At 73.1% G+C, this 13589-nt stretch carries 11 protein-coding genes and 1 pseudogene; 3 read left to right on the top strand and 9 right to left on the bottom strand.

Features of this window, described 5'->3' with window-relative positions; all coding sequences use genetic code 11:
* Positions 1–302: 302 nt before the first annotated feature.
* From ACZ7D7_RS31135 to ssd, 7 genes and pseudogenes are all read right to left on the bottom strand, one after another.
* Positions 303–620 (bottom strand): annotated as a pseudogene (locus tag ACZ7D7_RS31135) (Rv3654c family TadE-like protein); the annotation flags it as partial.
* Complete coding sequence (locus ACZ7D7_RS31130; protein ID WP_470828676.1) at positions 617–1003, bottom strand: TadE family type IV pilus minor pilin; 387 nt, start codon at positions 1001–1003, stop codon at positions 617–619. The pseudogene ACZ7D7_RS31135 and the gene ACZ7D7_RS31130, both read right to left, overlap by 4 nt.
* 28 nt (positions 1004–1031) lie before the next feature.
* Positions 1032–1253, bottom strand: a complete 222-nt coding sequence (locus tag ACZ7D7_RS31125; RefSeq protein ID WP_470828675.1) for a DUF4244 domain-containing protein — start codon at positions 1251–1253, stop codon at positions 1032–1034.
* A gap of 141 nt (positions 1254–1394) precedes the next feature.
* Positions 1395–2183: a type II secretion system F family protein gene (locus tag ACZ7D7_RS31120; protein ID WP_470828674.1), complete on the bottom strand. Its 789-nt coding sequence runs from the start codon at positions 2181–2183 to the stop codon at positions 1395–1397.
* Complete coding sequence (locus tag ACZ7D7_RS31115) at positions 2180–3019, bottom strand: type II secretion system F family protein (protein WP_470828806.1); 840 nt, start codon at positions 3017–3019, stop codon at positions 2180–2182. Before ACZ7D7_RS31115 ends, ACZ7D7_RS31120 begins: the two co-directional genes overlap by 4 nt.
* 29 nt (positions 3020–3048) lie before the next feature.
* Positions 3049–4239: a TadA family conjugal transfer-associated ATPase gene (locus ACZ7D7_RS31110; RefSeq protein WP_470828672.1), complete on the bottom strand. Its 1191-nt coding sequence runs from the start codon at positions 4237–4239 to the stop codon at positions 3049–3051.
* A 254-nt stretch (positions 4240–4493) separates the two neighbouring features.
* Entirely contained in the window at positions 4494–5597 is a 1104-nt protein-coding gene (ssd, locus tag ACZ7D7_RS31105; protein ID WP_470828671.1) for a septum site-determining protein Ssd, read from the bottom strand.
* A gap of 630 nt (positions 5598–6227) precedes the next feature.
* On the opposite strand from ssd, the gene ACZ7D7_RS31100 reads away from it, so the two are divergent.
* Positions 6228–7061 (top strand): HAD family hydrolase, encoded by an 834-nt coding sequence (locus ACZ7D7_RS31100; protein ID WP_470828669.1) that lies wholly within the window; start codon positions 6228–6230, stop codon positions 7059–7061.
* A gap of 409 nt (positions 7062–7470) precedes the next feature.
* Here the strand turns inward: ACZ7D7_RS31100 and ACZ7D7_RS31095 are convergent, their stop codons facing one another.
* A complete protein-coding gene (locus ACZ7D7_RS31095; RefSeq protein WP_470828668.1) occupies positions 7471–8295 on the bottom strand; it encodes a Fic family protein in 825 nt (274 codons plus the stop codon).
* Positions 8296–8396: 101 nt separating this feature from the next.
* Between ACZ7D7_RS31095 and ACZ7D7_RS31090 the strand changes: the two genes are divergently transcribed.
* Positions 8397–9377 carry an ATP-binding protein gene (locus ACZ7D7_RS31090; RefSeq protein ID WP_470828667.1) on the top strand — a complete coding sequence of 327 codons (981 nt, stop codon included), beginning with the start codon at positions 8397–8399 and terminating at the stop codon, positions 9375–9377.
* Between the two features lie 3 nt (positions 9378–9380).
* Here ACZ7D7_RS31090 and ACZ7D7_RS31085 read toward each other — a convergent pair whose 3' ends face one another.
* The gene (locus ACZ7D7_RS31085; protein WP_470828666.1) at positions 9381–10655 is read right to left on the bottom strand and encodes a polysaccharide deacetylase family protein; all 1275 of its coding nucleotides are present in this window, start codon (positions 10653–10655) and stop codon (positions 9381–9383) included.
* A 334-nt stretch (positions 10656–10989) separates the two neighbouring features.
* Here ACZ7D7_RS31085 and ACZ7D7_RS31080 point away from each other — a divergent pair, with 334 nt between their 5' ends.
* Complete coding sequence (locus ACZ7D7_RS31080; RefSeq protein ID WP_470828664.1) at positions 10990–13440, top strand: bifunctional SulP family inorganic anion transporter/carbonic anhydrase; 2451 nt, start codon at positions 10990–10992, stop codon at positions 13438–13440.
* Positions 13441–13589 lie beyond the last annotated feature (149 nt).

Genomic DNA, 13589 nt, shown 5'->3' with positions numbered 1-13589 from the left:
CGGTGCGCCTGCGGGTGAGCCGCCGACGGCACTTGGGCTTCTTCGGCGGGCCGCGGTCCTGTACCGGGGCCGACTTCCGCGGGCCGCGGTCCTGTGCGGGCCTGAGGGCGCGTCGCGGCGGGCGGAGGCCCCGCTGCTAGTCCAGCAGGCTCTCCGGGTCCCACGAAGCTCACAGAGCCCGCAGGGCCCGTACCGGCGCCCGTCGGCTCCACGCGCCCCGCAAGGCTCACCTCGGCACCCACAGCAGGATCCACGGACCCCGCCGGTCCCACAGACCCCGCCGGTCCCGCAGGTCCCGCTCTGGCGCGCGCCTCGGCAGTGAAGGGTCCCAGCCCCGCCGTAGCCGTCACGTCCGAGATTTCGCCGGTCACCGTGCACCGCGCGAGCCTCGTGCCCTGGGCCTGGGCCACCCGGTCCGCCCGGGCGCAGGCCGCCGCCGCGCCCTCCGTCCAGTGGTCCGCCGCCGCGAGCGCCGCGAGATCGGCGCCGCCGGCCGCCCGGTGCCGGACCACGACGACCTGCCCCAGCGCGAGCACGACACCGAACACCACGCACAGGACGCCGATCGCGCCCACGCTCCAGACGGTGGCCGAGCCCCGGTCGGAGAATCGCGCTCTCACGTCGCTGCCCTCGTCCTCGGTGCCCCCGCCTCCGCTGTCGCCGCCTGGCCCTCCGCCTCTCGGCCTGTCGCCTCTCGGCCCGTCGCCTCCTCCGCGTCCGCCACCGCCTCCGCCCGCAGTTCGAACGGCAGCGGCGTCTTCGCCACGACCACCACCCGGACCTGGCTGTCCTCCCGGGTGACCGTGACCGCCGCACCGCGCGGCGCGATGCCGCGCGCGACCTCCTCGACCTGGTCCGCGGGATCCTGACGGGCCGCCGCCCGCGCCCCCGCCCGTGCCGCGTCCACGCACTGGATCTGCAGGAGCATCGCGACCAGCCCGCTCACCAGCAGCGCCGTGACCGTCACCAGCACGGGCAGTGCCAGGGCCGCCTCCGCCGTCACGAACCCGCCGTCTGCGCGCCGTCGCCTCTCACATCCGCGCATTGAGCGCCCGCTTCACGATGTCCTGCAGTTCCGTCGTGATGGCCCCGCTGGTCACCACCTTGTAGAGCACCATCGCGAACCCCACGGCAGCGACGATCCCCATCGCGTACTCGGAGGTGACCATGCCGCCGTCCCGCCACGCGCCGCGTCGCGCCGCCCGCATTCCGCACACCAGGGCACGCAGCCGTGCCCGCATCGCCAGATACATCACAACCCCCGTGGATTGATCAACGTGTTGGTTTTCTCGTGCCGTTGCCTGTCTTCGCCTTCGTCTTCGTCCTCCGCCTTCTCCGGGCCGGCGCCCGCGCTCGCCATGCCGGGTGGCACGCGCGCGCTCCGTACCCCGGCATCACCCCCCGCCCCCGCCCAGCACCCCGTCGGCGAGTCCGATGACGACGGGCAGGATGCCCACCGTGACGAACGCCGGGAGGAAGCAGAGCCCCACGGGTGCGGTGACCATGACAGCCGCCCGCCGGGCGCGCGTCGTCGCCGTGCGCGCCCATTCGGCGCGGGCCTCCGCCGCCAGCCGCGCGACCGGGGCGGCGGCCGGGAGACCGGAGACATCGGCCCGTTCCAGCAGGCGCGCCAGTGGTCCGGCGCCCGGTACGGCCGCCAACCTCCGCCACGCGTCGCCCGGTTCGCCGCCGAGCCGCACCTCAGCCGCCCCGCGTGCCAGCCCATGCCCGACGGGTCCGCCGAGTGCCTCTCCGACGGCCTGGGCGGCGATCACGGGCCCGGCGCCGGCCGCGATGCAGGCCGCCAGCAGATCCGCGGCGAGCGGCAGTTGACGGGCCGCCTCGGTCGTATCGCGTTCTCTCGCCGCCGTACCGGCCGCTTCCTGCCGCAGCCGCCATCGCCACAGACCACCCGCGACGACCGAGCCCACGACGACACCCACGACCCCGCCGATCAGCAGCGATCCCGCACACACCGCCCCCACGAGGGGCAGCCCGCGCCGCGCGACGTCCCGGACCGGAAACCGCCGCTCGGTGCGGCTCCCGCCGAGGACGGCCAGCACCGTCAGACGCCGCCGCAACCGCCTCTCGCTCCGCACCACCGCCAGCCGACGCACAGTCCAGGCGAGGACCAGCGCCGTCCCCACGGCCACCCCCAGCCTGTGGACAACTTCCGCGCTCACGCCGCCTCCGCTCCCCGGACGATCCGCATCGCCCACCACAGGCCCAGTCCCTCCAGCACGCCGCCGACGACCAGGCAGCCGAGGCCCACGCCCGTGTGCAGCAGGACGTGCAGCGGATCGGTCCCGAGCGCGGTGCCGAGCAGCAGCCCCAGAGCGGGCAGCCCGGCGAGCATCACGGCGGTGGCCCGGGCACCGGCCAACTGGGCCCTCAGGTCGGCGCGTTGATCCCGTTCGGCGCGCAGTGCCGCCTCCAGCCGGTCGAGTCCGGCGGCCAGGCCCGCGCCCTGGTCCACGGCCACCCGCCAGCACGCGGCCAGCCCCAGCAGCCCGTCGGCACCGGGTTGCCGCGCCGCCGCCGTGAGCGCTCCCGGCACATCCCCGCCGAACCGCGCCGCCGCCAGCACCGTGGCCTGCGCCTCCCAGAGCCCACCGGATTCACGGGCGGCACGCAGCAGGGCCTCACCCGGCTGCCGCCCGGCCCGCACCTCACCTGCGAACGCACCGCACAACGCGATCACCGCGTCGCCCCTCCGCTCCCGCCCCCGCCGGGCCCGCGCCGCCAGCCGCAGCCGCCGCACCAGAGGCACCCCGGCCGCCCCCGCGACGACCGGCAGCACCGACGAACCCAGCAGCCCCAGCACCAGTCCGGCCGCCACCACGCACCACTCGGCACGCAGCCGCCCCCGCAGCCCGCGCACCCCGTCGGCCAACTCCCGCCACCCCGGCGGCCCCGCGTCCACCACGCCGCCCCCGGCCAGCACCAGCCGAGCCCGCCGTGCGCCCGGGTGCCATCCGCCCATGAGCCACATCGCGGCCGCCGCGCACGCCATCGCCATGCCCGTCGTCGCCCCGGCAGTCCCCGTAGTCACTCGCGTCCCCTCTCGCAACCGTCGTTCCGCAGCAGCCCGCTGAGCCGCTCCCAGCCCCGCTCGTACGCGAAGGCCTCCGTGCCCCACCGCAGCGCCGGTACCGTCCTCACGAGTCCCGACGGGTCCCGCTCCAGCACGTGCACCTCGGCGATCCGCCGCCGACCGGCCCGGTCACGCACCAGGTGCAGTACGACCGACAAGGCCGCCGCCAACTGGCTGTGCAGGGCGGCCCGGTCGAGCCCCGCGGCCGTCCCGAGGGCCTCAAGCCGGGCGGGCACGTCCGCGGCGGCGTTGGCGTGGACCGTGCCGCAGCCGCCCTCATGTCCCGTGTTCAGGGCGGCCAGGAGGTGGACGACCTCGGGGCCGCGCACCTCGCCCACCACGAGTCGGTCCGGCCGCATCCGCAGCGCCTGCCGCACCAGGTCTTCGAGCGTGACCAGCCCGGCGCCCTCCTGGTTGGCGGGTCTGGTCTCCAGCCGGACGACGTGCGGATGGTCGGGCCGCAGCTCTGCCGAGTCCTCGGCGAGCACGATCCGCTCACCCGGCCCGACCAGTCCCAGCAGCGCGCTGAGCAGCGTCGTCTTGCCGCTGCCGGTGCCGCCGCTGATGAGGAACGACAGCCGGGCGTCCAGCAGCGCCCGCAGCACGCGGTCACCACCGGGCGGCACCGTGCCCGCCGCGACGAGTTCGCCGAGGGTGAAGGCACGCGGCCGTACGACGCGCAGCGACAGGCACGTGCATCCGACGGCCACCGGGGGCAGCACGGCGTGCAGCCGGGTTCCGTCCGGCAGCCTGGCGTCGACCCAGGGCCGCGCGTCGTCCAGGCGCCGTCCCGCCACGGCGGCCAGGCGCTGCGCTAGCCGGCGTACGGCCGCCGCGTCCGGGAAGGCGACGGAGGTCAGCTCCAGGCCGCCGCCCCGGTCCACCCACACCCGGTCGGGTGCCGACACCAGCACGTCGGTGACGCGCGGGTCGGTGAGCAAGGGCTCCAGCGGCCCGCTGCCGACCAACTCGGACCTCAACTGCTCAGCCGCCCCGAGCACTTCGGCGTCCCCGAGCACCCGCCCCTGCTCCCGCAGGGCTTGGGCCACCCGCGCGGGCGTGGGCTCGGCCCCGCTCTCCGCGAGCCGCCGCCGAACACCGTCGAGCAGCCCGCCGGGAATCCCGGTGCCGACGCTCCCGGCCATCCCGCCGGAGCCCCCTGAACTGCCGCCCGCCACAGGCCGGTCGGGCCCGGTAGAGCCACTCGCCCAACTGGGCCTGATCAGCGCAACGGAGCCCCCTGAACTGTCACCCGCCGCAAGCCGGTCGGGCCCGGTAGAGCCACTCGCCCAACTGGGCCCGGTCAGCGCATCAACCGCCCCCGTCCCCGCCACAGCCACGTCAGAACCACGGGTCCCACTGCGCCCCGGCCTCACCCCGACCACTCCGTCCCCGACCCTCACGCCGCCCCCGCCTCGATCAGCGCCCGCTCCCAGAACTGGCCGCAGAACCGCGCGAGCGGACCCCGTGCCGCCGCTCCCGGTGGGCGTCGGCTGCCCTGTGGGCGCAGCAGTCCCGGCTCGACCGGCACCTCACCCGCCAGCGGCAGCCCGAGCAGCCGGGCCACCTCTCGGTCGTCGAGCCCGGGCGCGTACGGCCCTCGCACCACCACGCGCAGATCGCGCAGGACCATGCCGACGGCGGACGCCACCCGCCCGGCCGCCGCGACGGCGCGCAGTTCGGCGGGGACCACGAGGAGTCCGACGTCGAGCTGGGCGAGGACCTCGGCGACCCCGTCGTCCACACGGCGGGGCAGGTCGACCACGACCGTGCCGCCCCTGCGCCGGGCCGCCGCCAGCACCGCCCGCACGGCCTGCGGCGGGACGGCCACGCAGTCGCCGCGGTCCCAGCTGAGCACGCGCAGCGAGTGCAGTTCCGGCAGCGACTCCTCCAGGGCGCCGCCGCCGACCCGCCCGCGGGACGCGGCGAACGCCGGCCAACGCAGCCCTTCGGCCGTCTCCCCGCCGAGCAGGACGTCGAGGCCGCCGCCGAGCGGATCGGCGTCCACCAGCAGGGTGCGCAGCCCTTCACGCGCGGAGGTCACGGCGAGGGCACACGCGAGCGTGGAGGCCCCGGCCCCGCCCCGGCCGCCGATCACGCCGACGGTGACGGCGGGCCGGCCGACGCCTTCGGCCACGTCGGCGATGCGGTCGACCAGCCACTGCTCTCCGTCGGGCAGCATCAGGACGTGGTCGGCGCCGATCTCGACGGCGCGGCGCCAGACATCTGGGTCGTCCTGGTCGCGGCCGACCAGCACCACACCTCGCCTGCGGGCGGCACCACGCACGCGCCGGGCGGCGTCGTCGCCGACCAGGACGAGCGGCGCGGCTTCCCAGCCACCGCCGCGCTCGGGCACCCCGTGGTGGACCTCGGGTGTGGCACCTGCCGCCGCGCACAGGCGCAGCAGGTCGTCGAGGAGCGCGGTGTCCTCGGTGATGATCAGTGGTCCTCCGCCTTGTCGCCCTCCGGCGGCCGGCGGATCGTGTGTGACGGCTCCGGGCATGAACGAGCTCCCCCTGTCGCTGCATTTCGCGCTGTCGTCGCATCTCGCGCTGTCGCTGTGTCTCGCGCTTCTCGCCGGGGCCCTTCGGCCCCGCGTTTCCCCCTCACACGGAGAACCGGCATCCGGTCCTCCATATGAGCGGCCGACGGAAACCGGCCAAACGCGACCCGACAAACAGAACCGGCCAAGAACTCGCCGCGAGCGGGCCGCGTGGGAATCACAGTGCAGCGATCCCGGAAATCGTGTGGATCTTGGTCGATAACTGTGGACAACTCGACGCCTGTGAATATCGCCATCACCCATACCGGTGACCGCTGGAGCGCCCCGTCGGCGTCATCCACAGAGCAGCACGACAGCTACCCAGCGTGACGGATCATGGAGGTGCCGGAAATCGGGGCCAAACGCCCCGGCCGCGACTCGGTCACCGCGAGGGAACCGGAAAAACCCATCCGGACATGCGACGACCCCCGCCGGGGGGGAGAGCGGGGGTCGTCTCCACGGCCGACTCGGGGGGGGGGAGGAGTCGGACCGGGTTAGCACGGTCGCGAACGATCCGTGACTTCCATGGTGTACCCGAGAGGCCTCTCAGGCAAACCCACGCGCCCACCTTACGCCGAATGGGCTGCGCCTATGCTCGGGGTCGTGGAAAACCACTCCTTGCCCCGCACAGCGGCCTTCTTTGACCTGGACAAGACGGTCATTGCGAAGTCGAGCACGCTCACCTTCAGCAAGTCGTTCTACCAAGGCGGCCTCATCAGCCGCCGGGCCGCCTTGCGTACCGCATATGCCCAGTTCGTCTTCCTCGCCGGCGGCGCCGACCACGACCAGATGGAGCGGATGCGCGAGTACCTGTCCGCGATGTGCCGCGGCTGGAACGTCCAGCAGGTCAAGGAGCTCGTCGCCGAGACCCTCCACGACCTGATCGACCCGATCATCTACGACGAGGCCGCCTCCCTCATCGAGCGGCACCACGCGGCCGGGCGCGACGTCGTGATCGTGTCCACGTCGGGCGCCGAGGTGGTCGAACCGATCGGTGAACTGCTCGGCGCGGACCGGGTGGTGGCGACGCGCATGGTGGTCGGCGACGACGGCTGCTTCACCGGCGAGGTGGAGTACTACGCGTACGGCCCCACGAAGGCCGAGGCCGTCCGGGAGCTGGCCGTGTCCGAGGGCTACGACCTGGAGCGCTGCTACGCCTACAGCGACTCGGCGACGGACCTGCCGATGCTGCAGGCCGTGGGGCACCCGCACGCCGTGAACCCGGACCGGGCGCTGCGCCGCGAGGCAGTCGCGCGCGGCTGGCCGATTCTCGACTTCCACCGGCCGGTGCGGCTCAAGCAGCGGCTTCCCACGTTCTCCGTGCCGCCCCGCCCCGCGCTCGTCGCGGCGGCGGCCATAGGAGCGGCGGCGGCCACGGCAGGCCTCGTCTGGTACGCGAGCCGACGACGCTCGTCGGTGGCCTGACCCCCACCCCGACCGCTTCCCGAGCCCGGCCCCACTTCCCGAGCCCGCCCGATTAAGGGCTGTTTGAACCCAAAAGTAAAGAAGTGGGGCGATGGGTTCCGCTTCCCCTGAATTCGCGGTACAAAGGAGTCAACGGCCCGCGAGACCAAGGACATCCGAGAGGATCACCTTCACTACGCAACTGGCCCACGGACCGAGCATGAACATCGGGCACCCACGCGACGTCGACCCGTCGATTACGGGCCAGCCGCACCAGGCCACGGGCAAAGCTCCCGGCCTGATGGGCACATATCGAGGACGCTTGGTAACCCGGTGCTCATGCCAGCGGCGGTACGAGAACTCGTACCGCCGCATCTCTGTCCGGACCTCGCGCGCGCGGAAGCCGGGAAACCACCACGCGCGGGAGCCGCTATGCCGCTCCGCGCTGCAGCGCCTCGCACACTGCCGTCGACTCGCGCGCCCCGAGCTGAACCGCCTTGCCGCAGTGGGCGATCCAGGCGGCCATACCCTCCGGAGTGCCGGAGACATAGCCGTCCAGCGCTTCCAGGTAGGCGTCGCGGCCCAGTTCGGCGTACCCCACCTCGGCCGGGCACACCGACTTCGGGTCGAGGCCGCTGCCGACCAGGACGACACGCTCCGCGGCACGCGCCACCAGGCCGTTGTGGGAGACGAAGGGCCGCAGCGCGAGGAGTTCGCCGTGCACCACGGCGGCCGTCACGAGCGCCGGCGCGGAACCGCCCGCAATGATCAGCTCAGCGAGCCCCTCCAGACGCCCGGAGACCTCCGCGGCGCCCGGCAGCGGCAGCGCGACGAGGGGCTCGTCCACCGGCTCGCCCTCCAGGCGGGGCCGCCCGACCTCGTCGGCGTTGTCCGCCGCCGCCACGAGGTGCAACCGGGCCAGGACCCGCAGCGGCGACTGGCGCCAGATGGACAGCAGTTGGCCCGCCTCGGCGGTCAGCCGCAGCGCCGCGCCCATCACGCGCGCCTCGTCGTCACCACTGAAGTCGGTGCGCCGGCGCACCTCTTCGAGGGCCCAGTCCGCGCCGGACAGCGCGGCGGTACCGCGCGCGCCGCGCAGCGCGGCCTCTGAGGTGATCTCGTTGCTGCGACGCCGCATGATCCGGTGCCCGTAGACCCGGTCAACGGCCTTGCGCACGGACTCCACGGAATCGGCCACTCCGGGCAGCGAGCCCAGGGCCGCGAGCGGATCGGCGTTCGCGCCTGTCGTACTCATGAGTACGACCCTACGCACCCGGCGCCCACACCCCACGAAGGAGTGGTCTTCTTCACGTCCGTGTGCCACATACAGCCATCGACTGACTACGCTTGGTGAACATGAAAATTGCTTTCGTCGGGAAGGGCGGCAGCGGCAAGACGACCCTGTCCTCCCTGTTCATCCGGCATCTCGCGGCCTCCGGAGCGCCGGTCGTCGCGATCGATGCCGACATCAACCAGCACCTGGGCGCCGCGCTCGGCCTCGACGAGGCGGAGGCGGCCGGGCTGCCCGCGATGGGCGAGCACCTGCCGCTGATCAAGGACTACCTGCGGGGTTCCAACCCGCGCATCGCCTCGGCCGCCACGATGATCAAGACGACGCCGCCCGGTGAGGGCTCGCGGCTGCTGCGGGTCCGCGAGGACAACCCGGTCTACGACACCTGCGCCCGGCCGGTGGAACTCGACGGCGGCGCGGTCCGTTTGATGGTCACGGGCCCCTTCACGGACGCCGACCTGGGGGTCGCCTGCTACCACTCCAAGACGGGAGCGGTGGAGCTGTGCCTGAACCACCTGGTGGACGGCCCCGACGAGTACGTCGTGGTCGACATGACGGCGGGCTCGGACTCCTTCGCCTCCGGCATGTTCACCCGCTTCGACATGACGTTCCTCGTCGCCGAGCCGACCCGGAAGGGGGTCTCCGTCTACCGCCAGTACAAGGAGTACGCCCGTGACTTCGGCGTCGCCCTGAAGGTCGTCGGCAACAAGGTGCAGGGCCCGGACGACCTCGACTTCCTGCGCGAGGAGGTCGGCGAGGACCTGCTCGTGACCGTCGGCCACTCGGACTGGGTGCGCGCCATGGAGAAGGGCAGGCCGCCCCGGTTCGAGTTCCTGGAGGACGTCAACCACCAGGCGCTGAGCGCGCTGCGGACGGCCGCCGACGCGACGTACGAGCTGCGGGACTGGGAGCGCTACATGCGGCAGATGGTGCACTTCCATCTGAAGAACGCCCGGTCGTGGGGCAACGAGCGCACCGGGGCCGACCTGGCTGCGCAGGTCGACCCCGGGTTCGTGCTCAGCGAGCGGGTCGCGGCGACGGCCTGACGGTCACTGCCTCGCCGCCGGCGCCCCGGGTACACCCTTGGGCGCTGGGGCGGGTCCGCCCGCCATGAAGGCCGGCCAGCCCTCCTTCGGTGCCTCGCCGACGGTCAGCGAGCGCAGCTTGTCCAGCGTGCCGGGGTCCTGGGCGTCCAGCCAGTCCGCGAGCTGCCGGAAGGACACACAGCGCACCTCGGCCTTGGTGCAGACGTGCTCGATGACCTCCTGGACGGCCCGCATGTAGGTGCCGCCGTTCCAGGACTCGAAGTGGTTGCCGATGATGAGGGGGGCGCGGTTGCCGTCGTAGGCCCGGTAGAAGCCCTTGAGGAGGCTGTCGCGCATCTGGTCGCCCCAGAGGCGGTGCTTGGCGGGGTCGCCCTGGGTGGTCGTGCCCGACTGGTTGACCATGTAGTTGTAGTCCATGGTCAGCTGCTCGAAGGAGTGTCCGGGGAACGGCACGAGCTGCATCGACAGGTCCCACAGGCCCTGCTTCTTCTTGGGCCACAGCTGATTGTTGACCCCGCTGGTGTCGTAGCGGAAGCCCAGCTCACGGGCAGCCTGCATGAAGTTCTTCTGGCCCTCCAGGCAGGGGGTGCGGGCGCCGATGAGCTCCTTGTCGTAGTCGAAGGGCAGCGGGGCCGCCTTCGTCATGCCGGTGTTGCTCTTCCAGGTCTTCACGAACTGCTTGGCCTGGGAGATCTCGTCCTTCCAGTCCTGCACCGACCACTCGCCGACGCCGCCGCCACGGCCGCAGAAGTGACCGTTGAAGTGGGTGCCGATCTCGTTGCCCTCGAGCCACGCGAGACGCAGCTGCTTGACGGTGTCGGCGATGCCGCGCGCGTCGTTGAAGCCGATGTCGGAGCGGCCCGGCGCGTGCTGTGGCGGCCGGTACTGGCTGCGCTTGTCCTCCGGCAGCAGGTACACGCCGCTCAGGAAGTACGTCATGGTGGCGTTGTTGGCCTTGGCGACCTCGCGGAAGTGGGAGAACAGCCGCTGGCTGTCCTCGCCCGCGCCGTCCCAGGAGAACACCACGAACTGCGGCGGCTTCTGGCCCGGTTCGAGGCGCTCCGGCCGCGGCAGATGGGGCTGCGCCCCGGTGAACGCGGTGGATCCGTCGCCGATCAGCCGGACGACGCTCTTGGGCGCCGGAGCCGCCGGCTTCGCTTTCTGCGGGGCCGACGTGCCCTGCTGGGAGTCGTCGGTGCCGATCCCGCAACCGGCGAGCGACGCGGCGCAGACCGCGGCGACCACGGCGCCCGCGGCAATCCTGTGGGTGGCGGCCAATCCGCCCACCTTCTTCCTTCTCTCGGGCCAACGCTGGGGAGGGCGATGTCTGGTGCTGCGCCGAGGGGGCCGACAGCGCCGTCAACGTCGCACGGAGAAAGAAAAAGGATTAGTAAGACAAGCCGACCAAAAAACTACTTCACTCTCTGGAGTGGCTCATTAGCCCATTTGCCTGGAAATTCCATGCTCGGCCTTTACTCTCCATTACGATCCGTTTACCGAGCGTTGATCCATCCCGCCGCTGCACGCCGTGACCCACGGCCGCGACCGATCCCCGCCACCCCGCGGGGACCACCAGTTCTGCGACCGCGACGCCCCGGAGGAGACGGGAAACATGTCCGCCTGCGTCCCCGCCCGCGCCGACTCGACGCCGACGAAGCGCGACCACCGCCCCCACAGCCCGCCGCCGGCCCCGCACCGCCGCTTCCGCATCGCGGGCGCCGACGTGTCCGCCTCGATCGCGGTCTTCCTGATCGCACTGCCCCTGTCCCTGGGCATCGCCCTCGCCACCGGCGCGCCCCTCCAGGCCGGCCTCGTCGCCGCCGCCGTCGGCGGCATCGTCGCCGGACGAATCGGCGGCTCGCCCCTCCAGGTCAGCGGCCCCGCCGCCGGACTCACCGTGGTCACCGCCGACCTCATCCAGCGCTACGGCTGGCGGACGACGTGCGCGATCACCGTCCTCGCCGGCCTCTGCCAACTCGCCCTCGGCTGCCTGCGGGTGGCACGCGGCGCGCTCGCCGTCAGCCCCGCCGTCGTGCACGGCATGCTCGCCGGCATCGGCGTCACCATCGCCGCCGCCCAGCTGCACATCGTCCTCGGCGGCACCCCGCAGAGCGCCGTGCTGGACAACTTGCGCGCTCTTCCCGCCCAGTTGGGCAACGTGCGGCCCGCCGCGCTCGCCGTGAGCGTGCTGACCCTGGCGCTGCTCCTGCTGTGGCCGCGCCTGCCCGGCCGGGTGGGACGCCTGATGCGCGCCGTGCCCGCCGCGCTCGTCGCCGTGACCGGGGCCACCGCCGCCGCCGCACTCGCCGGCCTGGGCCTGCCCGAGGCGGAGCTGCCGTCCTGGCACAGCCACGCACTCGCCGGGCTCCCCGAGGGCCCCGCGCTCGGCCTCGTCGCCGCCGTCCTGACCATCACGCTGGTGTGCAGCGTGCAGTCGCTGCTCGGCGCGGTGGCCGTGGACAAGCTGGTGGCCGCCCGGTCCGGTCCGTCCGCCCACGTCCACGTCCCCCGCTCGGACCTGGACCGCGAACTGCTCGGGCAGGGCGCCGCCAACATCGTCTCCGGCACCCTCGGCGGACTGCCCGTCGCGGGCGTCGCCGTGCGCAGCACGGCGAATGTGAACGCGGGTGCCGTGAGCCGGAACTCCACGATGCTGCACGGCGTTCTCGTAGTAGCCGCCGCACTGTTGATGGTCCCCGTCCTGGAGCTCATCCCGCTCGCCTCACTCGCCGCCCTGGTGATGGCCGTCGGCATCCAGATGGTGTCCCTGAACCACATCCGTACGGTGACCCGCCACCGCGAGATGCTCGTGTACGCCGTGACCACTCTCGGCGTGGTGTTCCTCGGCGTCCTCCAGGGCGTCGCGCTCGGAATCGCCGTCGCCGTCACCGTCGCCCTGCACCGCCTCACCCGCACCCGCATCACGCACGACGAGCAGAGAGGAGTCCATCACGTCCATGTACGCGGCCAGTTGACGTTCCTCGCGGTGCCGCGGCTCAGCCGCGCCCTGCATCACGTACCCCAAGGCGCCGACGTCGTCGTGGAACTGGACGGCTCGTTCATGGACCACGCGGCGTACGAGACCTTGCAGGACTGGCAGAAGACGCACACCGCGCGGGGCGGCACGGTCGAGATCACCGGCCGCCGCGCCGGAGTACGGATCGCCGAACCCGCCACCCTCGCGGCCCTCGCCGCCGAGGACGGGACCGACGAGCCGCAGGACTCCCCGGCCGACGGCGCACCGGTCGCGTCGGCCGACGCCGGCTGCCGCTGCCGCCCCTGGACCGCCTGGCGCAACCATCAGTGCGCAAGCCCGCGCCCCGCCCCGCCCGAACTCCCGGAGACCGGTCACCCGGCGGGCGGTCACCCGGCGGGAACCGACCGGCTCCCGCCGAGCGGGCACGAACTGGCGCGTGGCATCAGCGCGTTCCAGCGCCACACCGCTCCGTTGGTGCGCGGCGAGCTGGCCAGGCTCGCCCGCGAGGGCCAGCGGCCGTCCCAGCTCTTCCTGACCTGCGCCGACTCACGACTGGTCACGTCGATGATCACCTCCAGTGGTCCGGGCGACCTGTTCGTGGTGCGCAACGTCGGCAACCTCGTGCCGCCACCCGGCGAGGAGAGCGGGGACGACTCGGTGGCGGCCGCGATCGAGTACGCCGTGGACGTGCTGCGGGTGCGGTCCATCACGGTGTGCGGCCACTCCGGGTGCGGAGCCATGCAGGCGCTGCTCAGTTCCGAGCCCGGCGGGGCCCGGACACCGCTGAAGCGGTGGCTGCGGCACGGCCGGCCCAGCATGGAGCGCCTCACCGGCGACCCCGGGGAGCGACCTCGGCTGGCTGGGCGGGAGTCCGCCGACGCGGTGGAGCGGCTGTGCCTGGCCAACGTGGTCCAGCAGTTGGAGCACCTGCGCGCCCACGAGTCGGTGGCGCGTGCCCTGCGGGCCGGCGTGCTGGAGCTGCACGGGATGTACTTCCACGTGGGTGAGGCCCAGGCGTACCTGCTCACGGGGGCCGACGGGAGCGAGGTGTTCGACCTGGTGCGGGCGGCGGAGCTGTCCGTGTGACGCCGGCCGTCCTGCGGTGACGGTCCGGATGTGAGAGGGATAACAGGGGTGAACCGGTCCGTCGTACCGGCCGTGGGAACCGGTGAGCCCACAGCCGCCCAGCCGATGCCCGGACCCTCCGGAAACGACCCTCCGCACAGGTCTAAACC

The organism is Streptomyces sp. NPDC037054, assembly GCF_055606745.1.
Note: the sequence above shows the minus strand (reverse complement) of the source record. Positions and strands in the feature narration are given on the sequence as shown.

Excerpts from the sequence above, each read along its gene's own strand:
- ACZ7D7_RS31125 (WP_470828675.1), bottom strand. The coding sequence starts at position 1,253 with ATGTATCTGGCGATGCGGGCACGGCTGCGTGCCCTGGTGTGCGGAATG.
- ACZ7D7_RS31115 (WP_470828806.1), bottom strand. The coding sequence starts at position 3,019 with ATGGCGATGGCGTGCGCGGCGGCCGCGATGTGGCTCATGGGCGGATGG.
- ACZ7D7_RS31110 (WP_470828672.1), bottom strand. The coding sequence starts at position 4,239 with ATGGCCGGGAGCGTCGGCACCGGGATTCCCGGCGGGCTGCTCGACGGT.
- ssd (WP_470828671.1), bottom strand. The coding sequence starts at position 5,597 with ATGCCCGGAGCCGTCACACACGATCCGCCGGCCGCCGGAGGGCGACAA.
- ACZ7D7_RS31100 (WP_470828669.1), top strand. The coding sequence starts at position 6,228 with ATGCTCGGGGTCGTGGAAAACCACTCCTTGCCCCGCACAGCGGCCTTC.
- ACZ7D7_RS31095 (WP_470828668.1), bottom strand. The coding sequence starts at position 8,295 with ATGAGTACGACAGGCGCGAACGCCGATCCGCTCGCGGCCCTGGGCTCG.
- ACZ7D7_RS31090 (WP_470828667.1), top strand. The coding sequence starts at position 8,397 with ATGAAAATTGCTTTCGTCGGGAAGGGCGGCAGCGGCAAGACGACCCTG.
- ACZ7D7_RS31080 (WP_470828664.1), top strand. The coding sequence starts at position 10,990 with ATGTCCGCCTGCGTCCCCGCCCGCGCCGACTCGACGCCGACGAAGCGC.